The following is a 22015-nucleotide window of genomic DNA, read 5'->3' as shown; positions in this document are numbered from 1 at the left end:
GTACGGACAGACCGGCCCGAGCGCCGCGTACGGACAGACCGGCCTGAGCGCCGCGTACGGAGAGACCGGCCCGAGCCCGCCTTACCGCCGTTCGCGCGGGCCGACCGCCAGCGGAACGCCCGTACGGCGGGACTGCTCCACCGATGCCGGCGAGTCCTCGCTGCGGGCCGCCTCCTGCGGGATGTCCGGCTCGGCCGGGGTGGTGGGCCGGTCCGGCGGCGGGGTGTAGCCCTCCAGCCGGGCGGTGCCCCACACGTACGGGTCGGCCTGTGCGCTGCCGAACGGCGACCAGGCCAGCCGGGTCTGCCCGGTCTTGTCGTCGGTGTCGGAGTCGTAGACGAGCACGTTGACGGCGAACGCCTCCGGGTCGGCCGCCGCGGGCAGTTCGCCGAGCGGGATCTTCGCCTCGACGACGTAGCCCTCGTACGGCTCGCTGACGGTCGCGGCGACCCGCATGCCGGGCGCGGTGTCCTCCGCCGGGCCCTGCCGGTTGTCGCCGTCGCGCTCCGCCGCGGGGCCGCCGTCGGCCGTGAACGGGAAGATGCCGGTCTTGAACGTGACCGAGGTGTCGTCGGCCGTGCCGCGCGGGTCGAGGGCGATCTCCACGGCGTCCGTACGCCAGTGCCGCTTGAGGTCGTCGCCGCCCAGCGCGCTGCCCTTCCGCTCGTCGACGACCTTGACCAGGACGTACAGGTCGTCGCCGTGCCGCGCCAGCTTCGCCGTGCCCGACACGTCGTCCGCGCCCGCCTCGTCGCCCTCCCAGTGCCGCAGCGGCAGCGCGGGGCCGGGGTACTCGCCGTCGCGCTCCACCCCGTCCAGCACCGGCGCGGTGGCCACTTCGGGGATGGCGGCAGTGGGGCTCGCGGGGTAGTCGGGCTGCGCGTTGTTCGCGAGCCAGGGCAGGCCGGCGCGTTCGGCCCAGTCGCGGAACTCGGCGTACAGCGGCCGCAGTCCGGACTGCGGCCGCACCTCGGCCCGTACGGCGCGCCCGTCCGCGGCCAGCACCGTGAACCAGTCGGAGCCCAGCTCCGCCGGGTCCGTCGGCACCTTCGGCGGCAGCGCGGCGAAGCCCTGGCTGCGGTACAGGCGGGCGGCGTCCCGCTCCACCTGCGCCCAGCTCGTACCGTGCTCCTCGGACTTGGTGCCGGACCAGACGCCGAACACCGGCAGCCCGCTGTCCGGGTCGGTACGGGGCCGCTTCGGCGCGTCCGGGCCGAGCAGGTCGCGGAAGGCGCCGTTCTGGGCGAGCAGCAGCCGTGGGCGCCACGGCCGGTACCCCTCGCGGGTGAGCTGGTCCGGGAACGCGCCGGGGTCGCCCGCCAGGAAGAACGCCTCGATCGCCAGCCGCGCCGACAGCTGGTGGCCGCCGTGCTGGTTGAACGGGCGCGGGTCCATCGTGACCACCGTGTACGGGGTCGTGGCACGGATCAGCCGTACGGTCCGCTCCAGGGTGTCCCGCTCGTCCCAGATGTCCGCGGTGAGGGGCGCGGAGAGCGTGTACCAGAAGTCGGCCTTGTCGAGGTAGAAGACGTGGTCGATGCCGGCGGGTGCGGTCGCCGCCCGCTCCTCGTCCTCCCGGATCAGCCCGAGCTTCGAACCCTCCTCGAGCCCGACCGCGTTCCCGCCGCCCTCGCCGCGGGTCACGGTGAGCACGCCGGTGCTGACCCCGTACCGCTCACGCCACTGCCCGAACGTGGAGAAGTTGCCGTGCTCGTCGTCGGGATGGGCGCCGACGAACAGCACGTCGTTGTGCGCCGGGTCGTTGCGCCCGCGGCCGCCGCGCCGCGGACGCGGGGCGCTCCAGCCGTCGGCCCACGCCGACGGCGTGGACGCGGCCAGCACCGTGCCGACCAGGCCCGACACCAGCGCGGCCGAGACGGCGCGGCGCCGTGGCCCGGCGCCCGCCGGGCCACCGCCCGCGGGCAATCCGCAGCCCGCCGGGCCGCTCCCCGGTTCCCTGCCGCCGTCACCCTGCGTCGAGTCCGCCACCGCGTCCCTCCCCGTAGCCGTGCACCGTTCACTGCATGCGTGGTGAGCCCCGGTTCTTCCGAACGGGGCTCATGGGCAGCCGTTCTACTGCCGCGACGCATGTTCGGCAAGGGGTTTGTCAGGACATCTTGTCCAACACCCCGTCAGCGGGCGGCGATCGCGGCAGTCGCCCCGGCACCGTATGTCCCCGAACGTACCTCTCCGTAACATGGCCGAAACACATCTCCTCGCACCGGCGACGCGGTGTACGGTCGATCGCTCATGACGGAGTGTCACAGGGGGAGCGCGATGGGAAGTGCCGTCCGGTACTGGGCCGAACGGATCGTGCTGATCTTCATGGCCACGGCGGGCATCCTCGTGCTGGTCGTGGACCTCTTCGGATGGCTCGACGAACTCGCCCCGGGCGTCACGCTCCAGAAGATGACGCTGCTCATCCTGAGCACCGTGACCCTCTTCCTCCTGCTCGAGCTCGACCGTCTGCGGATGCTCGACAACGTCGACACCCAGCTGTCCAAGCTCGACATCGACAAGGAGGCGGGCAGGCTCAGGAGGGAGCACTACGCCGGCGTGGTCCGCGTGCACCCGCGCTTTCCCGAGGACGTGTTCACGGAGTTCGTGAGGGACGGCGCCAGCCGCGAGGTGACCGTCCTCCAGACCTGGATCCCCGATCTGCAGCGACTCAGACCCGAGTTGAGGGACGCCATCGCGGACCGGCGTACCGAGGTGCGCATCCTGCTGCTCCACCCGGCCTCACCCGTGGCGCAGCTGCGCGGCGACGCGCTGCGCACCGTACGGGATCCGGCGCAGGACGAGGACGTCAAGGCGAACGTCGAACGGTGCCTGTCCCACCTCGAAGCGCTCTATCACGACATCCCCGTGCACCGGTCGCTGCTCCAGGTGCGGGTGTACAACTCCCTGCCGTCCATCGCCGTGTACAAGGCCGGGGAGCACTATCTGGTCAGTTCGTTCCTGCACGGCCAACTCGCCGTCGACTCCACCCAGATCGAGCTCGACGGCTGCGACAGCGTGATGGGCCGGGAGGTCCAGCAGGAGCTGGACACGCTGTGGATGGTCGGCCGGGACGTGGACCTCAGCGACTGGCGCGCATCGATCAGCACGATCAATCTGTGACGCGGAGAGGCGGCAGCCATGCGGGACCCGGACATGCGGGACGACATGCGGGATCTGGTCATACGGGAGCTGGACGAGAACGAGGACGGGCTGATCGAACGGTTCCGGACGCACCCGGTGCTCGCGGACATCGCGCTGCTCCCGGACGACGACTTCGCCGCGCTGCTGCTGCAGCGGCGCTTCGTGTCGCTCGCGTTCACCCCCTCCTACGACCTGGCGATCGACCTGCTGGGCGACGAGGCGGGGCTGCGGATCGCCCGGATCATCCTGCGCGAGGAGTACCCGGACGGGCAGGGCCGCACCCGCTCGCACCGCGAGGACATGAAGGAGGACCTGCTCCGGCTCGGCGTGCCCCGGCGGACCCTGGTCGCGTCGAGGCCGTCGGAGGCGACGGCGCGGGCCATCCGTGACACGTTCGAGCTGATCGCCGACGCGGGCGGCCACGACGACGCGGACCTGCGCCTGCTGACGATCCTGCGCTTCTGGGGCGAGGTGCTGGTCTCCGTCGAGTACGAGCGGCTGTGGCCGCGGATGGAGCCGCTGCTGACCGAGGACGGGCGGAACCGCTCCCGCTTCTACTACCCGCATCTCGTGCACGACGCGAAGGCACACCCGCTGACCACCGTGTCGCTGCTGTCCGCCACCCACTCCGACCGCCTGGCCACGCGCATCAGCGAGCTCCTCACCCGCGAGGAGTCGGCCGGCCGCTTCCGGGAGACGGAGGAGCGCGCCCTGGACATCAAGACGGGCTTCTACGACCAGTTCCTGCCCGCGCTCGAACGCGCGAGGGCCGGGACCGGGGCCTGAGGCCGACCCGGGGCCGGGACCGGAGCGGGAGCCTGGCCCGGAGCCGGAGGCTGAGCTGAGCCGTCGGCTGCCGGCGCGTCAGGCGTCGCCCATGACGAGGCCCTCGATGGTGTGCTTCTGCACGATGGGCGCGAGTTCGTCCACGACGGGGCAGTGCAGGTGGGCGCGGACGCGTTCCGGCAGGGCGTCCCGGTACGCGCGCGTCACCGCCATGTCGTGGTGCGCGTCGTTGCCCGCGCCGGGGGCGTCGACGCCCAGGACCAGTACGGGCCGGGCGGTCGCCGAGTGGTTGGTGGTGCCGCGATGCAGGGTCAGGGCCGAGCGGGCGGAGATGTCGCCGCGGCACGGGTACTTCCGTACGGCCAGGGACTCGTAGCGGGGGAACTCGCCGCGCGGCGGGAACATCCCGTGCTCGAAGCCGTCGCCGTGCTCCCACTGGGTGCCGGGGGCGATCTCGAACGGCCCCATGTCCTCCTCGGTGTCGACGGCGGTGACGTTGAACGCGAGTGAGGTGAGGCGCCGTTCGGTCCTGGTGAGTTCCGGGCTGGGGAAGTCACGGTGCCAGGGCTGGTTGACGGCCCCGGCGAACGGGATGTCGAAGCCGAGCTCGACGATCGCGTACTCGGGGCCGAGCACGGCCTCGCAGACGCCGCGCACCCAGGGGTGGTCCGCGAGTTCGGCGAAGCCGCGCATCTGCTCGGGGTGTATCTCCACGTAGTAGCGGTGCGGTCCGCGGCCGACGGCGCCGCCGGGGCGCCGCCGCGCCTCGTCGAAGGCGGCCTCGATGTCCTCGCGGAGGCGGTCGGCCCACTCCGCGCCGAAGGCGCCGCGGCAGGCCGTGATCCCGTCGGTGTACAGGTCGTGGCGTGCCGCGGCGACGGCCTCGGGCGTGACGGGAGCGGGCTCCCGTACGGCATCGGGCGCGGCGCTGGGTGCGGCGTCGGGCACGAGGTCGGGTACGGCGTCGGCGTGGGCTCCTGCGGCGCGGGCAGCGGTCATCGGCCCTCTCCTTCCGGTTCGCGGCTACGGTCACTCTGCAACGTTGCATTCCTCGTGGCAAGATGAGTGCGGCAACTTTTCCGCACCACGCCCGCCGAGCGTGCGATGATCCGGGCGCGAGCACCGAGGGAGGGCGAGCGTGGCGGCGAAACTCAAGGACGTGGCGGCACGGGCCGGCGTCTCCGTACGCACCGTGTCCAACGTCGTCAGCAACGCCGCCCCCGTGGCTCCGGCCACCCGCGCACGCGTGCTCAAGGCCGTCGAGGAGCTGCGCTACCGCCCCAACCTCGCCGCCAGGAACCTGCGTCAGGGCCGTACGGGCCTGATCGGCCTCGCCATACCGGAGATCCACTCGCCCTACTTCGGCGAGATCGCCGAACTCCTCATCGACGCCGCCCAGGAGCGCGGCTGGACCGTGCTCATCGACCGTACGGGCGGCCTCGCCGACCGCGAACGGAGCCTGCTCGCCGACGGCCCCGACGCGCACTCCGTGGACGGCATGATCCTCAGCCCGTGGGCGCTGACGGCCGGTGAACTCGGCCGCCACAGCGCCACCACTCCCCTCGTGGTCCTCGGCGAACGCGACCCGCAGGGCACCGCCGACCACGTCGTGGTGGACAACGTGACGGCGGCCCGCGAGGCCACCGCGCACCTCGTCGGGCTGGGCCGCCGGCGTATCGCCGCCATCGGGCTCCAGCCCCATCTGAGCAACGGCACGGCCGAGTTGCGGGCCCAGGGGTACCGCGCCGCGCTCGCCGCCGCCGGGCTCGAACACCCGCCGGAGCTCACCCGTACGGTCTCCACGCTGCACCGCGCGGAGGGCCACCGGGCCATGCGGGAGCTGCTGGCGGCGCCCGCGGCACCGGACGCGGTGTTCTGCTTCAGCGACGAACTCGCCCTGGGCGCGCTGCGCGCCGCCCACGAGCAGGGGCTGGCCGTCCCGGAAGACCTCGCGCTGGTCGGCTTCGACGATATCGAGGACGGCCGGTACGCCACCCCCAGCCTCACCACCATCGCCCCGGACAAGGCGCAGATCGCCGAACGCACCCTGCAGTGCCTGGCCGACCGGATCTACGGGCGCCTCGGCCACCTGCCCGCCCGCCATGTGACGGCCGCGCACCGGCTCGTCGTACGGGAGAGCAGCACGCCGTGACGGCCAACGGGCCCGTCACCCCGGGCCGTTGACGGACTTGGTTGTTGACGGAACGGAGCAGGGGACAGGGCCCGGAGCAGGGCACGGAAGGGGCCCGGCGCTCAGGCGCAGCACCCGCAGGCGTCCGCCTCCCGCACACCGGGAACACCCGCACCCGTCGGCGCCGCGCAGCACCCCTTGCCGCGCCACGCGTCGCGGCCCTCCTTCACCGCGACGGCCGCGATGACGAGGGCGGCACCCGGGTCGGCCCACGACCAGCCGAGGGTGGCGTTGAGGAGCAGGCCCGCCAGCAGTACGCCCGACAGGTAGGTGCACAGCAGCGTCTGCCTGGAGTCCGCGACGGCCGAGGCCGAGCCGAGTGCGCGGCCGGTCCTGCGCTGGGCGGCGGACAGGAACGGCATCACCGCGAGCGACAGGGCGGCGAGCACGATGCCGGTGAGGGAGCGTTCGGCAGCACCGGAGCCGGTCAGGGCGCGCAGCGCGTCGAGGCTCACATAGGCGGCGAGCACGAAGAAGGAGACCGCGATGACGCGCAGCGCGGTCCGCTCCCGCGCCTCGCGCACCGCGTGCTCACGCGCGGAGAACTGCCAGGCGACCGCCGCCGCGGAGGACACCTCGACGACGGAGTCCAGCCCGAAGCCGACGAGCGCGGTGGAGGAGGCGACGGTGCCCGCGGTCAGGGCGACGACCGCCTCGACCACGTTGTACGCGATGGTGGCGGCGACCAGCAGCCGTATCCGGCGGGCCAGCACGTCGCGCCGGTCCGCGCCCGCGGACGGGCGGGCGCCCAGGGGCAGTTGGGCGGCCATCAGCAGCAGCCCTCGGCGTCCGCGTCGGGGCAGTTGCGGTCCGCGTCGACGGCCACCACGGCCGTACGCAGGTCGTCCAGCGCGTGCCCGAGCCGCTCGTCGGCCAGCTCGTAGCGCGTACGGCGGCCGACCGGCACGGCGACCACCAGTCCGCAGTCGCGCAGGCAGGCCAGGTGGTTGGACAGCCGTGTACGGGAGATCCCCAGGGCGTCGGCGAGGTCGGAGGGGTGGGCCGGGGCGTCGCGCAGGGCGAGCAGCAGCCTGCAGCGGATCGGGTCGGCGAGCGCGCGGCCGAACCGCGCCAGCACCTCGATGTCGGGAGCGAGAGTCAGCGCACGTCGGACGATACACGGGATCCTGAATTCAGCAATACGTGGATCACCGGGAGGCGTACGCTCCCCCGGCCCGGCGCATTCCGCACCGAACGGGCACACGGGGCGTACAGCCAGCTGTACCGCGAACCGGCCAGGGTGCGGGATCCCCTCAACGGCCCCCCGTTCCTAGGCTCGTGGGAGCCCATCGGGCCGCCGAGGGGGGATTCGGCCGGTCCTCCGACAGGGAGACATGCCGTGACGACTCCGCACCTCAGCCCGTTCTGGCGCTCGCTGACGGTGGAGCGGCACCCGACGCCGGAGAACGGCAGCGCCGCCGAACACCGGGCGCCGGACGGGTGGTTCGGCATCGTCACGCCCGTGCGGGGTTCGTGCCGGATCGAGGGCCACGACGGCGGCGGCCTGCGCCGTACCACCCTCGTGCCCGGCGAGATATGCCGCCTCGCACCCGGGAACCTCGTACGGCTGAGCCGGAAGCCGCCGCGCCACCAGCCGTTCGCCGTCGCCTCCGTCGGGCTGTCCGCGGCGGTCCTCCGCTACTCGGCCGAGGCGCACCCGGCCACGGCCGGCCGCGACCGCGACCTCGCGTCGCTGCACACCCTGCGCGCCTTCGACCCGCACGTCGCGTCGATGGCGTCCGTACTGCTGCGTGCCCGCGCCGCCGGAGCGGGCGACGACTACGCGGACGGCGCGGCGCGGTACCTGGCCGCGCACCTGCTGCACGCGTACGGGGAGGCCACCCCCTCCGCCCACGGCCTCAACGCGGAGCAACTGCGCGCGGTCACCTCGTACATGCGGGAGAACCTGGCGGCCGACATCACCCTCGACCACCTGGCGAAGCAGGCCCGGATGAGCCGCTACCACTTCATCCGCCGGTTCACCGCCACCACCGGGCAGACGCCCCTGCGGTATCTCACGCAGCGGCGCATCGAAACCGCGCGCCACCTCCTCGTACTGGACGCCGACCCCATCGCCGACATCGCGCGGCGCTGCGGCTACCCGCGCCGGGAGAGCTTCGCGCGGGCGTTCCGTACGCACACCGGCTGTTCGCCGTCCCAGTACCGGAAGCGCGTCGGCCGGGGCTGACACCGCGCACTCCCCCGGCGGACGGCGGGCGGGTAACCTCGGGCAGTCGCCCGGGAGTTGGGCACTTCAGCGGCCCTTGAGGCGCAGCCAAGGGTCTGTTGACGGCGACCGGCCCTACGTTGGGTGCGAACCACCCCCCGGGCCGACGGAGCCCTCCAACTCCCCGGCCATGAAGGAGATCACGGTGCCGACCCCCCACACCCGTGCAGAGAAGCGCCGCCCGCCGAGAGCGGCGGGCGGCGCGCCGCGGCACTCCAGGAAGCGGCGCTCCAGGAGACTGCTGCTCGCCGGCGGCACGCTGGCCGGCTCCGCCGTGCTGGCGTTCGTCCTCCCCACCGCCTGGGCGGATCCGCCCGGCGCGCTGCCGCCCAGCGTCGAGGAGCCGGACGGCAAGTGGCAGCCGTCGTTCGACTACGACAAGGACGGCTGCTACCCCACACCCGCCATCTCCGCCGACGGCACGCTCAACCCCGGCCTGGACCTCGGCGGGGACGTCAACGGCAACTGCCGCGACGCGCACGACCTCGACAACACCAACTCGTACGCGCGCTCCAAGTGCGACAACGGCTGGTGCGCGTACATGTACGCGCTCTACTTCGAGAAGGACCAGGCCGCCCTGGGCCCTGGTTCCGCGGGCCACAAGCACGACCTGGAGCACGTCGTGGTCTGGGTCAACGAGGACCAGGCCAAGTACGTGTCCGTGTCGCAGCACAAGGGCTACGAGAAGAAGGCCGCCGCCGACATCGCCTGGGAGGACAGCCACCCGAAGATCGTCTACCACAAGGACGGCGTCAGCACCCACGCGTTCCGCTTCGCCTCCGCGGACGAGCAGCCGGAGAACCACAAGGGGGCGTGGCAGCGCCCGGCGCTGGTGAGCTGGAACAAGTTCCCCGACGGCATCCGCGACAAGCTGACGGCCGCCGACTTCGGTGCGGCCAAACTGGCGCTCGCGGACGAGCGGTTCGCGGACAACCTCGCCAAGGCCAAGCCCGACGAGGTGCCGTTCGACCCGCACGCCTGAGGGCCGCGGACGGCCCGGTCGCGGCGCTCCGGGCGGAACGGGCGGTGGCGTACCGGCAGTTGGTACGCCACCGCGCCCTCGCCCTGGCCCGGCTCGGCAGGCACGCGGAGGCGGCCGGGCCGCTGGCGGAGCTGGCCGTCGGGCACCCGCGGGACGAGGAGCTGGTGACGGAGCTGCTGCGCTGCGAGGCCGTGACGGTGGGCACGGGAGCGGCGCTGGCGCGGTATGACACGTACCGGCGCGGTCTGCGCGACGGGCTGGGCACCGACCCGGGCGCCGGACTGCGGGCCGTGCACCAGGAGTTGCTCCGCGGTGCGGCCGTACGGGATGAGGTGCCCGTACGGGAGGGGGTGCCGCACGAGCCGAACCCGCTGCTCGGCAGGGACGGCGACGTCGCCGCCGTGGCGGAGCTGCTGCGTACGTCCCGGGTCGCCACCGTCGTCGGACCCGGCGGCCTGGGCAAGACGCGGCTGGCACACGTCGTGGCGCGCGAGGCGGAGCAGCGCGTGGTGCACTTCGTGCCGCTCGCGGGCGTCACCGCGGACGGCGACGTGGCCGGTGAGGTGGCCGGTGAGGTGGCCTGGGCGCTCGGCGCCGGCGAGGGCCGGACCGGCTCGGGCGTCCCCACGGGGCAGGTGGGGCAGGGGGGTTCGGCGGGGCAGCCCGGGCACCGGTCCGGGCCCGCGGACGGCATCGCCGCCGCGCTCGGCTCGGGCCTCGGCGACTGGTCCGACTCCGTCGGCATCCGCTGGGGGCTCGTGCTCGCCGCCCTCCAGCGCGGCGCCGTCGACGAGGCCGACCGGTGGCCCTCGCGCCGGGGCAGGCGGTGCAGGTCCGCCATGAGCCACATGTTCTCCTCGCCGGTGATCAGGTTGTCCACCGCGGAGAACTGCCCGGTGACGCCGATCGCCGCCCGTACGGCGTCGGGTTCCGCGGCCAGGTCGTGGCCGCCGACCCGCAGCTCGCCGCCCTACGCCTTCCGCAGCCCGGTGGCCGCGATCGCGAGCGGCTTTGCTGTCGCTGTCGTCGTATCCATGCCGTGGAGCGTGCGGGCGGCCGGTTTCAGCACGGCTTCAGCCGGTTTCACGGCGGCTTCGGGACACGCCGGCGCACCACATCAGTCGCACAGATGTTCGAACACATGGCATCATCGTGCCATGACGACGACGCACGCCTTCCCCGCCGAACTCGTACAGGCCCAGCGCGACTGGTACACCACCTACCGCCGCCTCGCGGACGCCCACGGCACGCAGACCGCCGTCCTGCGGCGCGAGCTGCTGCGGCTGTCCGTACGGATCACCACGCACCCGTACTGGACGACCCTCCCCGACGCGCCCGCCGCCCGGATGGAGCTGAAGCAGACCGCGTGGAGCGACGCCAGGTGAACGGCGGCTCGCCCGGGCACCGTTCCGGGTGAACTCCGCCCCCGGACGAACTCCGCCCCGTCTCACCTGCGTTGAACAGGGCCGTACCCACGGCCCGGCACGCGGCGGGCACCCCGGCCCCCTGCGTGAGACATGATCCCGGCAAGTATCGTGTCAAGGCCACGACACAGAAGCCATGTTCGGGCGCAGGCGCAGCGTGAGGAGCGCGGAGTGTGGGACGGCACGGGGGTCGACGAGCCCGGACGACTCGTCGCGGGACGGTACCGCCTGCTGCGGCGGATCGGGCGCGGCGGCATGGGCACCGTCTGGCAGGCCGAGGACGAGGTGCTGGGACGCCATGTGGCCGTCAAGAAGTTGCACTTGCCGCCGCATCTGGCGGACGGCGAACGCGCCACCCTCTTCGAACGCACGCGCCGTGAGGCCCGTAGCGCCGCCCGCATCACCCACCCGAACGTCGTGGTGGTGCACGACGTCGTCGACGACATGGTGCACGACACCGCCGTGCCCTGCATCGTCATGGAGCACGTGCCGTCGCGCGCGCTCGACGAAGTCCTGAAGCAGGACGGCCCGGTGGCACCCGGTGAGGCGGCTCGGATCGGCGCCGGCATGATCGCCGCGCTGCGGGCCGCGCACGCCGCCGGCGTGCTGCACCGCGACGTGAAGCCCGGCAATGTGCTGCTGGGCGCCGAAGGGCGCGTCGTGCTCACGGACTTCGGCATCGCCGTCCTCGCCGACGCCTCCACCCTCACACGTACGGGCGAACTCATCGGCTCCATCGACTTCTGCGCCCCGGAGCGCGTCAAGGGCACCACTCCGGGCCCCGCTTCGGACCTGTGGGCACTGGGAGCCACGCTGTACCAGGCCGTGGAGGGACTCCCGCCGTTCCGCCGGAACACGCCACTGGAGACCACGTACGCGATAGCCGTCGACCCGCTCGAACGGCCCGTCTCCGCGGGGGCGTTGACTCCGCTGATCGAGGAGCTGCTGGCCAAGGAGCCGGAGGCACGGCCCTCCGGGGAGGAGGTGGAGCGGCGGCTGCGGGTGGTCGCGGACACCCAGGTCGACGCGCACATGCACACCGTCCGGCCCCCGGAGCGCACGGACCCCGCGCCCGCGCCCGCGGCGCCCGCGACTCCACCGGCCGCCGCAACGCCCGCCGCTCAGGCCTCTCCCGTTGCTCCCGCCGCTCCCGCCGCTCCCGCCGCTCACGCGACCGGCAGCGGGACGACACCCGGCGCACCGCCGCCGCCACCGCCGCCAGGCGGACGTGGCGGGCGCCGTACGGGCGCGTGGGCGGCGGTCGCCGCCGTCGTGGCGGTGCTCGCGCTCAGCGGCGCGTACCTCGGGCTGCGCGACGACGACAAGGGCGGCCAGGCGGTCCCGGGCGAGAAGATCTCCCCGAGCGAGGTCACGACCCAGGAGCCGAGGCCCGCCTCCCCCAAGCCCGTACCCGAGGGCTACCGCCTCGCGCGGGAGGAGGGGTTCGGCGTCTCCTTCCCCGTCCCCGAGGACTGGACCCGCAAGGATCTGGAGGACGAGGCGGAAGGCGTCGCGTACATCGACCCGACCGGCATGGTCAGCCTCCGCGTCGCCGTGCTCGACTTCGCGAGCACGGACCCGCTGCAGCGCTGGAAGAACGACGAGGAGAAGTCCGTCGAGGAGGGGAAGCTGCCCGGCTACCGCCAGGTGCGCATGCAGAGCACGACGTACCGGGGCATGCCGGCCGCGATCTGGGAGTTCACCTGGCAGGGCAGGGCCCGCCAGTTCCACGCCCAGGACCTCGGGTTCGGGGAGCCGGGCGAGAAGGAGTACGCGATCTACCTCTCGGCGCCGAGCACGGACTGGGACCGCCACAAGGTGGTCTTCAACCACGTACGCGAAGGGTTCCGGTTCGACGTCAGGACCGGCTGACCGCCGGTGATCCGGCGGCCCCGCCGGTCCTGTACGGGAGTGGCCCGTACGGGACTGGCCCGTACGAGAGCGGCCACGGGAACGGCCCGTACGGGAGCGGTCAGCGCGCGGGCTGCCGTTCCTCTTCGTCGAGGCGCGCGAGCACCTTGGCGACGACCGCACCCAGCGCGGCCAGTTCGTCCGCGCCCACGGAGTCGAAGATCAGGCTGCGCACACGCCGCGCGTGGGCCGGAGCGGCCCGCTCTATCGCGGTACGGCCCTCGGGCGTGAGGACCACGTAGGCGCCGCGGCCGTCGCCGGGCACGTCCTCGCGCCGCACCAGGCCGCGGCCCTCCATGCGTTTGATGTGGTGCGAGAGCCGGCTGCGTTCCCAGCGCAGGGCGCGCGCGAGGTCCAGCACCCGTACGCGGCCCTCGGGGGTGTCGGTGAGCTGGACGAGGACGTCGTAGTCCGGCAGGGACAGCTCGGAGTCGGCCTGCAGCTGGCGGTGCAGGGCGGCGGGCAGTTCGGTGTTCATGCGCAGCCAGTTGCGCCAGACGCGCTGCTGCTCGGTCAGCCAGGGGGTGTCAGGGTCCACGCGGCCGTTAGGACAGTGCGAGCGACCGCCGCGGCCGCCGACGTGGAGGCCTTCCTGCACTGGACCGAGCACATGGTGCCCCCAGGCATGGAGGGCGAGCTCCTCGACCTCGACGGGCTCATCCGCCAACTGCTGGGCCACGGCCCGGAGGTGTGAACCGAGCCCCGCGCCGGGCGTGACCGCGCGGCGCCGGGCGCGACGGGAACCCCGGCGTCAGGCGGGCGTGACCGCGCGGCGCAGGAAGTCGCGGATCAGCGCGGCGATTTCCGTGCCGTGCGTCTCGAGGGCGAAGTGCCCGGTGTCCAGCAGGTGCAGTTCCGCGTCGGGCAGGTCGCGCAGGAACGCCTCGGCACCGGCCGCCGCGAAGATCTCGTCGTGCCGGCCCCAGGTGAGCAGCGTCGGCGGCCGGTGCTCCCGGAAGTACCGGTGCGCGACCGGGTAGAGGTCGAGGTTGAACTGGTAGTCCCAGAACAGCTGGAGCTGGATCGCGTCGTTGCCCGGCCGGTCGAGGCCCGCCTGGTCGAGCCGCCAGTTCTCCGGTGCGACGCGGTTCAGCCGGTCGGCGGGCACGCCGTGGGTGTACTGCCAGTGCGTGGCCTCGGGCGTGAGGAAGCCGCGTACCTCCTCCTCGTGCGCCGCCCGGTCCTTGGCGTGCGCGAACAGCACGTCCCAGAACGGGGTGAAGCCCTCCTCGTAGGCGTTGCCGTTCTGGCTGATCAGGGCGGTGACGCGGTCCGGGTGGCGGGTCGCGATCCGCAGGCCGACGGGGGCGCCGTAGTCCTGCACGCAGAGGGCGAAGCGGTCCAGCCCGAGCGTGTCCAGCAGGGCGAGGGTGACGGTGGTGAGGTTCTCGAAGCTGTAGTCGAACGCGTCCACCGCGGGCATCGCGGACTGGCCGAAGCCGATGTGGTCGGGAGCGACCAGATGGAACTCGTCGGCGAGCGAGCCGAGCAGCCCGCGGTACATGTGCGAACTGGTCGGGAATCCGTGCAGCAGCACCAGCGTGGGCCGCGCCGGGTCGCCCGCCTCCCGGTAGAAGACGTCGAGGCCGTGGACGGTGGCCGTCCGGTAGCGCACGCCGAAGTCCGTCGCTTCTGTTGTCGTCATGTCGTACTCCCTTGGCTGAGGCTCGTGTTCGTGTGGACCGGACTCCGGTTCACGCCGTGGCGATACGGCGTTCCGCCGGGGTGATGCGCAGGTCGTTGATCGAGGCGTAACGGCGGCTCATCAGGCCGCTGTCGGCGAACTCCCACTGCTCGTTGCCGTACGACCGCCACCACTGGCCGCCGGCGTCGTGCCACTCGTACTCGAAGCGCACCGAGATCCGCGCGCCGGTGTGGGACCACAGTTCCTTGCGCAGCCGGTAGCCGAGCTCGCGGTCCCACTTGGCGCGCAGGAAGGCGATGACCTCGACGCGGCCGTGCAGGAAGACGTCCCGGTTCCGCCACTCGGTGTCCTCGGTGTAGGCGAGCGCGACCCGCTCGGGGTCCCGCGTGTTCCACGCGTCCTCGGCGGCCTGCACCTTCGCCGCGGCGGTTTCGCCGGTGAACGGAGGCACGGGTGGGCGCACGGTCATGACCTGCTCCTTCCTCGCGAGAACGCTCGTTCTCACGCTGGCTCGGGTAGCATACGAAAACGATGGTTCTCACGCAAGCGCGGAGAGGCGGAGGAGAACGTGGCACACCCGTCCCGTACCGGCGCGGACACGGCGGAGGACAGGGCGCGCATCCTGTCGGCGGCACGGACGCTCTTCAACGAGAGGGGCGTTCAGGCGGTGGGCATGGACGCCATCCGGACCGCCTCGGGCGTGCCGCTCAAGCGGCTCTACCGCGCCTTCCCCGCCAAGGACGAGCTGGTCCAGGCCGTGCTGCGGGAAGCGGACCGGACCGTACGGGAGGAGCTCACCGCGTACGTCGACAAGCACGCCGACAGTCCGCGCGACCGCGTCCTCGCGGTCTTCGACTACCTCCACGACTGGTTCGGCCAACCCGGCTTCCGCGGCTGCCTGTTCCTCAACACCGTCGGCGAACTGGGCACCGTCTCACCGCGGGTCACCGACCTCGCCCGCGTGCACAAGCAGGCGTTCCGCGACCACCTCGGCGAACTCGCCGCCGCGGCCGGCCTGCCGCCCGAACGCGCCGACCAGCTCTCCGTGCTGGCCAACGGCGCCATGGCCACCGCCGGGGTGCTCGGCACCCCGGCGCCGGCGCGGCAGGCCCGCGAGATCGCCGCGACCCTCCTCGACGCGTCCTGAATCCGGCAGCAGACGGCGACGTCAGGATTCGGCGCGGTGCAGCCGTGCCGAGAGGTGGTGCTGCAGCGGCTGGCCGACCGCCGCGAGGTCGTGTACGAAGTCAAGCGCGCCGTCACCGGTCAGGGTGTAGCGGCGGCGGGTGGCGTTGACCTCCTTGGCGGTCGGGGCGAGCGCCACCTGGTGGCTGGTGAGTTCGGCCGCGCCCTCGTCCGCCTGGCCGACCAGGATCTCCGCGACGCCGGTCGGCTGGGTGATCAGCGCCTCCACGCGCCCCTCAGGCTGCAGCCGCCACCAGCCGCTCTCCCGTGCCGACGGGCGCAGCGGCGCGCCGTCCGCGTCGAGCAGCCAGGCGCGCGTCTCGTAGTGCAGGAAGGGCCGCCCGTCGTGGCTGAACGTGACCTCCTGCGCGTACGTGAACTCCTCGGCGAGCGTGGGGTATTCGCCCCGGCCCCGCCCGGTCCAGGTGCCCAGGAAGCCGGTCAGCGGCGCGAGCAGCGGGTGCGGGGCGGGCGCCTCGTACGGGCGGAAGGCGTCCGGGTACGGGTGCCTCGTGGCGGTCTGGTGCTGCTGAACGGGGTCGGACATGATGCGCGCTCCTGGGTTCAGGGCCGGTGCCTGGTTCCGATGCCGGTCCCTGGTGCCGGTACCGGTGCGGTGCCGGGTGGCAGCCTAGGGCGTCGGGGGCGGCGGGTCCGGCGCCGCCTGGGGTGCGCCCCCGAGCAGGGGCTGTTCGGCCCAGATGACCTTGCCGCCGGGGGTGTAGCGGGTGCCCCAGCGCTGGGTCGTCTGCGTGACGAGGAAGAGGCCGCGGCCGCCCTCGTCGTCGCTCGCGGCGTGCCGCAGATGGGGCGAGGTGTGCCCGGTGTCGGACACCTCGCAGATGAGGGTGCGGTCGCGGATGAGCCGGAGCTGGATGGGCCCTCCGGCGTACCGGATGGCGTTGGTGACCAGCTCGCTGACGATGAGTTCGGTCGTGAACGCCAGCTCGCCGAGCCCCCACTTGTCGAGCTGGCGGGTGGCGCGGGTGCGGGCGTACGAGACCACCGCGGGGTCGGCGTCCATCTCCCACACCGCGACCTGGCCGGTGCTCAGGGCCCGGGTGCGTACGAGCAGGAGGGCCGCGTCGTCGGTGGCCGCGCCCGACGGGAGCACGGACATGATCCGGTCGCAGAGCGACTCCAGCGGCTGCCGGTGGTGGGCGAGGATGCCGCCGAGGGTGTCGAGGCCGGCGTCGATGTCGAGGTCGCGGGCCTCGACGAGGCCGTCGGTGAACAGCGCGAGCAGGCTGTCCTGCGGCAGTTCGAGCTCGGCGCTCTCGAACGGCAGCCCGCCGGTGCCCAGGGGCGGGCCGGACGGCAGTTCGGGGAAGGTGACCCGGCCGCCGGGTGAGACGACGGCGGGCAGCGGGTGCCCGGCGCGGGCCAGGACGCAGCGCTGGGACACCGGGTCGTAGACGGCGTACAGGCAGGTCACGCCGAGGGTCTCCTCGCCGCCGTCCGCGGGGACCTCGTCGCCGCCGTCGGCCGGGACGCGTTCCTCCTCCGCCTGTGTGACCAGGTCGTCGAGGTGGGCCAGGAGTTCGTCGGGGGTGAGGTCGAGCCGCGCCAGGGCCCGTACGGTCGACCGCAGCCGCCCCATCGTGGCGGCGGCGCGCAGCCCGTGCCCGACGACGTCGCCGATGACGAGGCCGACGCGGGCGCCGGAGAGCGGGATGATGTCGAACCAGTCGCCGCCGACGCCGATCCGGTTGTCCGCCGGGAGGTAGCGGTACGCGGTGTCGACGGCGGTCTGCGGCGGCAGGCGCTGCGGCAGCAGGCTGCGCTGGAGGGTGAGGGCGGCGGTGTGCTCGCTGGTGTAGCGGCGGGCGTTGTCGACGGCGAAGGCGGCGCGGCGGACCAGTTCGTCGGCGAGCGCGAGGTCGTCGCTGCCGAACGGGTCCGGGTTGGTGCTGCGCAGGAACGTGACGACGCCCATGGTGGGCCCGCGGGCCCGCAGCGGCACGACGAGGGTGCGCAGGGTCTGCCGGCCGGGCGCGGGGTGGCCGTCGGTGCCGTTGTCGAGCACCGCGCGGCCCGAGGCGAGGCTGCGGCGCTGCAGCGCGAGCACGATGGAGTCGGGGTGCCCTGCGGTCTCTGCCGTTTCCGCCGCCTCCGCCGCCTCCGCCGTACCGGCCGCGTCGCCCGCGTCGCCCGCGTCGTCCGCCTCCGCCGTGCCTGCCTGCGGGCCGAGCTCCGGTACGGCGACGCCGCCCGGTGCCGTACGGGACTCCACCCGCACCGTCCGCGGCGCCTCGGGGCTCCGTACGGGTGAGGTCGCGGGCTCCTGTCCCTGCAGCACCTCCCGCAGCAGATCGATCACCACGGAGTCCGCCACCTCGGGAATGACGACGTCGGCCAGCTCCCGTGCCGTACGGGTGATGTCCAGCGTGGTGCCGACGTGCTCCCCGGCCCGTACGAGCAGTTGCAGCCGCCGCTGTGCGCGGTAGCGCTCCGTGATGTCGAAGGACTCCTCGCACACGCCCAGCGGCTCCTGACCCGGGCCGAGCAGCCGGTAGTAGGAGTACGACCAGATGCGCTCGTGCGCGGGGTCCTCCTGCGGCAGGCCCCGGTAGTGCAGGTCCACGACGGGGTCGCCGGTTTCGAGCACCTCCTCCACCAGCTCGCGCAGGTCCGACGACTTCTCGCCGGAGAGGATCTCGCCGCCCGGCACGAGCTCGTCCGGGGGCAGCCCGACGTACGCCTCCGGGGGGCCGGCGAGCTCGCGCTTGCAGGTGGCGTTGGCCCACATCACGCGGAGGCTGGTGTCGTAGATCGTCAGCCCGATCGGGGACTGGCTGACCAGCGCGCTGAGCAGGGCCTGGCGGGTCTCCCACCGGCGCAGCTCCGCCGCCTCGGCGGCGAGCAGCACGGTGGCCGGGCCGTGGCCGCCGCCCGCTGCCGCCCCGGGAGGGCCCGCCGCCGTGCCGCCGGGGAGCGGGAAGGCGCGTACGGCGACGCGTACGGCCTGGCCGTTCCGGCGCCGTGCGGTGAGCTCCCCGGTGTGTTCGGCCTCCAGCGTGCCGCCGTGGAGCAGCCGGGCGTCGCCCGCGTCGGCGCCGCGGTCGCCGGGCACCGCCAGCAGCTCGGCCGCGTACTTCCCGACCGCCTCGTGCTGCGGGTGGCCGAAAAGCTCCTCGGCGCGCGGGCTCCAGCCGAGAATCCGCCCACGGGCGTCCAGCACGGCGGTCGCCGCGCGCGTGGGATCGAGGGGGCCGCGGAACTCGACACCCTCCGCCATATCCGGGATAGCCAACGTGCATCGCCCCGCAGGGACCAGGGATATTCCGTACGCAAATGCGTAATGATCCTCCCCCCGTATCTCCGCGGTGCGCAAGGTGAGCGCCGGATGCCCGTGCCGCCCCGGCGCGCCGGGGGGCGCCGGGGCGGCACGGAGTCAGCCGGTCGTGCGCTCCGTCACGTCACAGCCTGCCCACGCCCGCACCCTCGGTGACGAGCGACTTCACGTCGGCCGCTGCGTCCGGCGTGTACGCGTACGGGATCTCCGCCACCTCACCGCCGGTCTCGCCCTCGCCGGAGCCGACCATGTGGTTGTCCTTCGCGGCCAGCGCGCCCGGCTCGGAGGAGCCCTCGCCGAGGTGGAAGGGGTCCTCGACGTTCTCGAAGGAGTTGCCCTCGACGAGCACGCCGGCGTTCGTCGTGGAGGCGACGCCGTACGAACCGATGTCGCTGTAGTAGTTGTTCAGCACGTGCACCGGGTTGCCGAAGCGAACCCGCGGGTGCCGCTGGCCGGTGCCGTCGAACCAGTTGTGGTCGTACGTGACGCGCAGCTTGCCGGTGTCGGCGTCGCCGTTGTCGTCGCTGTGCCCGAGCAGCATCGACTTGTCGTGGTCGTGCAGGTGGTTCCAGGAGACGGTGATCTCGTCGGAGCCGTTCTTGATGTCGACGAGGCCGTCGTACGCGTTGGACAGGTCGTTGTGGTCGATCCACACGTGGGTGGAGCCGTCGACGCTGACGGCGTCGTCGCCCGACCCGCTGAACGTCAGGTTCTGCACGATGACGTTCTCGACGCCGCTGATGTTCAGCCCGCCGCCGGTGATGCCGCCGTCGGTGCCGACGCCCACGACGGTCTTGTCCGCGGCCACGTCCGTCATCCCGTCCAGCTCGACGGCGCCCTCGACCTGGACGGTCAGCGGTCCTTCGCTCTGCACCGCCTCGGTGAACTCCTGCGCGCCGGAGACCGTCACCGTCTCGCCGCCCGCGCCGCCGGTGGTACCGGCGCCGAAGCCGACCGGTTCGGCCGCTGCCGCGGACCCGTCGCCGGCGCCCCGCTCGGACGCGGCGGGGCTGTCGGCCCCGGTGGACTCGGCGGCGTTGCCGCTCCAGGCCAGCCCGCCGATCACCGCGCCGACGGCCACGGCCGCCACGCCGACACGTACGGATCTCGCGCGCGCTCTGTGCCCGCTGCCTGTGCTGTGCATCGAGGGTTCCTCCGTTCGGAAGGGGGCGGGGAGGTCCCGTCCCCTGTGTTGTCGCCACGGAGGGCGCGAAGGTTGCCGCCGCCCGCCTCCTCGTTACCGCCGCGGGCGCGGCGGGTACGCGTACGCGCCGGAGCGCGCGGGCGCCGAGGCGCGCGGTGCGCCCGTACGAGTGCGACTGCCGTACGGGCCGCGGGCCGCGCCGCGCGCCTCGCACCCGGGGCGGTGGCGCCCGCCATCCTGGAGCGGAGGAGGCGTGGATGGAGCTCACACTTGTCCTGCTCATCATCGCGGTGGGCCTGACGTTCGACTTCACCAACGGCTTCCACGACGCGGCCAACGCGATCGCCACCTCGATCTCCACCCGGGCCCTCACCCCGCGCATCGCGCTGGCGCTGGCCGCCGTCATGAACTTCGTCGGCGCGTTCCTCGGCACGGAGGTCGCGGAGACCGTCGGAAGCGGCATCATCGGCGCCCCCACCGGGAACACGGGGCTGCTCCTCGTGCTCGGCGCGCTCATCGGCGCCATCGCGTGGAACCTCCTCACCTGGTGGCTGGGCCTGCCCAGTTCCTCCTCGCACGCGCTGATCGGCGGGCTGATCGGGGCCGCCCTCGCCGCCGCCGGAACCGTGCACTGGCAGGGGGTGCTGGACAAGGTCGTCGTGCCGATGCTGCTGTCGCCGCTGATCGGCGGGCTGCTGGCGTACGGGCTGCACGCCGCGATCCTGTGGGCGTTCCGGCGCGCCAACCCGCACCGGGCCGGCCGGGGGTTCCGTATCGCCCAGAGCGTCTCCGCGGCCGCCATGGGGCTCGGGCACGGGCTCCAGGACGCGCAGAAGACCATGGGCGTGATCGTCCTGGCGATGGTGACCGCGGGCTGGCAGGACTCGTTCCACGTCCCGCTCTGGGTGATCGCCGTGGTGGCGCTGACGATGGCGGCGGGCACGTACAGCGGCGGGCGCCGCATCATCACCACCCTGGGGCGGCGCATCGTGCACCTCGACCCGCCGCGCGGCTTCGCCGCCGAGGTCGTCGCCGCCGGGGTCCTCTACTCCACCGCGTTCCTCTTCAAGGCCCCCATCTCCACCACCCACACCATCACCTCAGCCGTCATGGGCGCGGGCGCCACCCGCCGCCTGTCCGCCGTACGCTGGGGAGTGGCCAGGACCATCGTCACCGCCTGGGTGCTCACCATCCCGGGGGCGGGGCTGACCGCCGCGGCGGCCTACGTGATCCTGCGAGCCCTCCCCGGGGTCTGACCGCCGGAGGCCGCCATGCGCTCCACCCGCCACATCCCTTACGCAGGTTCCACCGCCGCCGACTGCGGCGGCGTGCCGGACGGCCTGCCGGGGCCGCGCCCGTACGCCCACCTCCATCCCGGCGACGGCGCCTGTCTGATGGAGGCCGCCTCGCTGCTGGCGGGCGGGCCCTTCACCGACACGCCACGCGGCACCCACCCCGCGCTCGCGGCCCTGGCCCGCGTCGTCAACGACGCGGTCGACGAGGACACCCGCCGCGCGCTGTGGCCCCTCTCCGCGACGCTGGCGCACGCGTACCCGGCGGACCGCGCCTTCGCACCGGCGCTCGTCGCCGACGCGGTACGGGAGGCCCGCTGCGTACGCCCGTACTCACGCGTGCTGGCCGTGCGCTGGGCGGTGTGCGCGCGGCGGGTGCGGAAGGTGCGTACGGGCGCGGCCCGTACGGACGCGCCCGCGGCGCGGCTCTCGGACACCCTGTGGTGGCGGGGCCCGGGACGGCACCACCTCGAACACGCCGTCCGCGTACTGCTACGGGCCCCCGACGGCACGGAACGCCTCACCGCCCTGCTCCGGCGCGCACTCGCCGCCGCAGGCGGCCCGGCCGCTGCGGCCCCGGAACCGTCGGTGTGCCAGTAGGCCGTGGCCCCACGCACCGCCGCCGGGGCCCAGGACCGTCCTCAAACGCCGGACGGCTGGAAGGTGGCCGATCGGCCAGCCCACTCCAGCCCGTCCGGCGCTTGAGGACAAACCCCCGGCGCCACCGGGGCGCGGTGGGCCGCCCGCCCGGGAAGACGTGGAGGGCGTTCGTCACGGGGCAGGTGGGGCTGC

At 73.5% G+C, this 22015-nt stretch carries 20 protein-coding genes and 2 pseudogenes; 11 read left to right on the top strand and 11 right to left on the bottom strand.

Annotated elements, in window-relative coordinates; all coding sequences use genetic code 11:
* Positions 1-81: 81 nt before the first annotated feature.
* Positions 82-1989 carry a sugar-binding protein gene (locus DVA86_RS03755; protein WP_245996332.1) on the bottom strand — a complete coding sequence of 636 codons (1908 nt, stop codon included), beginning with the start codon at positions 1987-1989 and terminating at the stop codon, positions 82-84.
* A 288-nt stretch (positions 1990-2277) separates the two neighbouring features.
* On the opposite strand from DVA86_RS03755, the gene DVA86_RS03750 reads away from it, so the two are divergent.
* Together DVA86_RS03750 and DVA86_RS03745 are read left to right on the top strand one after the other, a co-directional pair.
* Positions 2278-3120: a hypothetical protein gene (locus DVA86_RS03750; RefSeq protein WP_208875761.1), complete on the top strand. Its 843-nt coding sequence runs from the start codon at positions 2278-2280 to the stop codon at positions 3118-3120.
* An 18-nt stretch (positions 3121-3138) separates the two neighbouring features.
* Positions 3139-3927, top strand: coding sequence for a hypothetical protein (locus DVA86_RS03745; RefSeq protein WP_222623282.1), 789 nt, complete (start codon positions 3139-3141; stop codon positions 3925-3927).
* A gap of 78 nt (positions 3928-4005) precedes the next feature.
* Here DVA86_RS03745 and DVA86_RS03740 read toward each other — a convergent pair whose 3' ends face one another.
* Entirely contained in the window at positions 4006-4926 is a 921-nt protein-coding gene (locus tag DVA86_RS03740; protein WP_208875760.1) for a phytanoyl-CoA dioxygenase family protein, read from the bottom strand.
* Positions 4927-5065: 139 nt separating this feature from the next.
* On the opposite strand from DVA86_RS03740, the gene DVA86_RS03735 reads away from it, so the two are divergent.
* Positions 5066-6079 carry a LacI family DNA-binding transcriptional regulator gene (locus tag DVA86_RS03735; RefSeq protein WP_208875758.1) on the top strand — a complete coding sequence of 338 codons (1014 nt, stop codon included), beginning with the start codon at positions 5066-5068 and terminating at the stop codon, positions 6077-6079.
* Between the two features lie 101 nt (positions 6080-6180).
* Here the strand turns inward: DVA86_RS03735 and DVA86_RS03730 are convergent, their stop codons facing one another.
* Together DVA86_RS03730 and DVA86_RS03725 are read right to left on the bottom strand one after the other, a co-directional pair.
* The gene (locus DVA86_RS03730; protein ID WP_208875756.1) at positions 6181-6888 is read right to left on the bottom strand and encodes a cation efflux transmembrane domain-containing protein; all 708 of its coding nucleotides are present in this window, start codon (positions 6886-6888) and stop codon (positions 6181-6183) included.
* Positions 6888-7220 (bottom strand): ArsR/SmtB family transcription factor, encoded by a 333-nt coding sequence (locus DVA86_RS03725; protein WP_208884359.1) that lies wholly within the window; start codon positions 7218-7220, stop codon positions 6888-6890. The genes DVA86_RS03730 and DVA86_RS03725 overlap by 1 nt, the downstream gene beginning before the upstream one ends.
* Positions 7221-7457: 237 nt before the next feature.
* Between DVA86_RS03725 and DVA86_RS03720 the strand changes: the two genes are divergently transcribed.
* The 3 genes and pseudogenes from DVA86_RS03720 to DVA86_RS34940 form a co-directional block, all read left to right on the top strand.
* Positions 7458-8306, top strand: a complete 849-nt coding sequence (locus DVA86_RS03720) for a helix-turn-helix domain-containing protein (protein ID WP_208875754.1) — start codon at positions 7458-7460, stop codon at positions 8304-8306.
* A gap of 277 nt (positions 8307-8583) precedes the next feature.
* Positions 8584-9327 (top strand): NPP1 family protein, encoded by a 744-nt coding sequence (locus DVA86_RS34945; protein WP_245997535.1) that lies wholly within the window; start codon positions 8584-8586, stop codon positions 9325-9327.
* Positions 9328-9341: 14 nt separating this feature from the next.
* Positions 9342-10043: pseudogene (locus tag DVA86_RS34940) on the top strand (BTAD domain-containing putative transcriptional regulator); the annotation flags it as partial.
* A 76-nt stretch (positions 10044-10119) separates the two neighbouring features.
* Here the strand turns inward: DVA86_RS34940 and DVA86_RS35140 are convergent.
* A pseudogene (locus DVA86_RS35140) lies at positions 10120-10294 on the bottom strand (ABC transporter); the annotation flags it as partial.
* Between the two features lie 628 nt (positions 10295-10922).
* On the opposite strand from DVA86_RS35140, the gene DVA86_RS03710 reads away from it, so the two are divergent.
* On the top strand, positions 10923-12623 hold the full coding sequence (locus DVA86_RS03710) for a serine/threonine-protein kinase (protein WP_281279265.1): 1701 nt from the start codon (positions 10923-10925) through the stop codon (positions 12621-12623).
* A gap of 100 nt (positions 12624-12723) precedes the next feature.
* Here the strand turns inward: DVA86_RS03710 and DVA86_RS03705 are convergent, their stop codons facing one another.
* Positions 12724-13200, bottom strand: coding sequence for a MarR family winged helix-turn-helix transcriptional regulator (locus tag DVA86_RS03705; RefSeq protein WP_245996331.1), 477 nt, complete (start codon positions 13198-13200; stop codon positions 12724-12726).
* A gap of 15 nt (positions 13201-13215) precedes the next feature.
* Between DVA86_RS03705 and DVA86_RS03700 the strand changes: the two genes are divergently transcribed.
* Positions 13216-13356: a hypothetical protein gene (locus DVA86_RS03700; protein ID WP_208875750.1), complete on the top strand. Its 141-nt coding sequence runs from the start codon at positions 13216-13218 to the stop codon at positions 13354-13356.
* A gap of 57 nt (positions 13357-13413) precedes the next feature.
* On the opposite strand, the gene DVA86_RS03695 is transcribed toward DVA86_RS03700, so the two are convergent.
* Together DVA86_RS03695 and DVA86_RS03690 are read right to left on the bottom strand one after the other, a co-directional pair.
* Complete coding sequence (locus DVA86_RS03695) at positions 13414-14307, bottom strand: alpha/beta fold hydrolase (protein WP_208875748.1); 894 nt, start codon at positions 14305-14307, stop codon at positions 13414-13416.
* Between the two features lie 49 nt (positions 14308-14356).
* On the bottom strand, positions 14357-14776 hold the full coding sequence (locus tag DVA86_RS03690) for a nuclear transport factor 2 family protein (protein WP_208875743.1): 420 nt from the start codon (positions 14774-14776) through the stop codon (positions 14357-14359).
* 99 nt (positions 14777-14875) lie between these two features.
* Here DVA86_RS03690 and DVA86_RS03685 point away from each other — a divergent pair, with 99 nt between their 5' ends.
* The gene (locus DVA86_RS03685; RefSeq protein WP_208875742.1) at positions 14876-15454 is read left to right on the top strand and encodes a TetR/AcrR family transcriptional regulator; all 579 of its coding nucleotides are present in this window, start codon (positions 14876-14878) and stop codon (positions 15452-15454) included.
* 21 nt (positions 15455-15475) lie between these two features.
* Here the strand turns inward: DVA86_RS03685 and DVA86_RS03680 are convergent, their stop codons facing one another.
* From DVA86_RS03680 to DVA86_RS03670, 3 genes are all read right to left on the bottom strand, one after another.
* A complete protein-coding gene (locus DVA86_RS03680) occupies positions 15476-16039 on the bottom strand; it encodes a heme-binding beta-barrel domain-containing protein (RefSeq protein WP_208875741.1) in 564 nt (187 codons plus the stop codon).
* Positions 16040-16123: 84 nt separating this feature from the next.
* Positions 16124-18730 carry a SpoIIE family protein phosphatase gene (locus DVA86_RS03675; RefSeq protein ID WP_208884354.1) on the bottom strand — a complete coding sequence of 869 codons (2607 nt, stop codon included), beginning with the start codon at positions 18728-18730 and terminating at the stop codon, positions 16124-16126.
* Between the two features lie 181 nt (positions 18731-18911).
* Positions 18912-19931: a pectate lyase family protein gene (locus DVA86_RS03670; protein ID WP_208875739.1), complete on the bottom strand. Its 1020-nt coding sequence runs from the start codon at positions 19929-19931 to the stop codon at positions 18912-18914.
* A 257-nt stretch (positions 19932-20188) separates the two neighbouring features.
* Here DVA86_RS03670 and DVA86_RS03665 point away from each other — a divergent pair, with 257 nt between their 5' ends.
* The gene (locus DVA86_RS03665; RefSeq protein ID WP_208875738.1) at positions 20189-21187 is read left to right on the top strand and encodes an inorganic phosphate transporter; all 999 of its coding nucleotides are present in this window, start codon (positions 20189-20191) and stop codon (positions 21185-21187) included.
* A 15-nt stretch (positions 21188-21202) separates the two neighbouring features.
* Positions 21203-21823, top strand: coding sequence for a hypothetical protein (locus DVA86_RS03660; RefSeq protein WP_208875737.1), 621 nt, complete (start codon positions 21203-21205; stop codon positions 21821-21823).
* Positions 21824-22015 lie beyond the last annotated feature (192 nt).

Source organism: Streptomyces armeniacus, from assembly GCF_003355155.1.
In the GTDB taxonomy this organism is placed as follows: Bacteria; Actinomycetota; Actinomycetes; order Streptomycetales; family Streptomycetaceae; genus Streptomyces; species Streptomyces armeniacus.
This window is presented reverse-complemented; position numbering and strand designations above follow the sequence as displayed.

Coding starts and splice junctions, on each gene's coding strand:
- DVA86_RS03670 (WP_208875739.1), bottom strand. CDS start 19,931: ATGCACAGCACAGGCAGCGGGCACAGAGCGCGCGCGAGATCCGTACGT.
- DVA86_RS03740 (WP_208875760.1), bottom strand. CDS start 4,926: ATGACCGCTGCCCGCGCCGCAGGAGCCCACGCCGACGCCGTACCCGAC.
- DVA86_RS03680 (WP_208875741.1), bottom strand. CDS start 16,039: ATGTCCGACCCCGTTCAGCAGCACCAGACCGCCACGAGGCACCCGTAC.
- DVA86_RS03750 (WP_208875761.1), top strand. CDS start 2,278: ATGGGAAGTGCCGTCCGGTACTGGGCCGAACGGATCGTGCTGATCTTC.
- DVA86_RS03745 (WP_222623282.1), top strand. CDS start 3,139: ATGCGGGACCCGGACATGCGGGACGACATGCGGGATCTGGTCATACGG.
- DVA86_RS03660 (WP_208875737.1), top strand. CDS start 21,203: ATGCGCTCCACCCGCCACATCCCTTACGCAGGTTCCACCGCCGCCGAC.
- DVA86_RS03675 (WP_208884354.1), bottom strand. CDS start 18,730: ATGGCGGAGGGTGTCGAGTTCCGCGGCCCCCTCGATCCCACGCGCGCG.
- DVA86_RS03730 (WP_208875756.1), bottom strand. CDS start 6,888: ATGGCCGCCCAACTGCCCCTGGGCGCCCGCCCGTCCGCGGGCGCGGAC.
- DVA86_RS03690 (WP_208875743.1), bottom strand. CDS start 14,776: ATGACCGTGCGCCCACCCGTGCCTCCGTTCACCGGCGAAACCGCCGCG.
- DVA86_RS03695 (WP_208875748.1), bottom strand. CDS start 14,307: ATGACGACAACAGAAGCGACGGACTTCGGCGTGCGCTACCGGACGGCC.
- DVA86_RS03665 (WP_208875738.1), top strand. CDS start 20,189: ATGGAGCTCACACTTGTCCTGCTCATCATCGCGGTGGGCCTGACGTTC.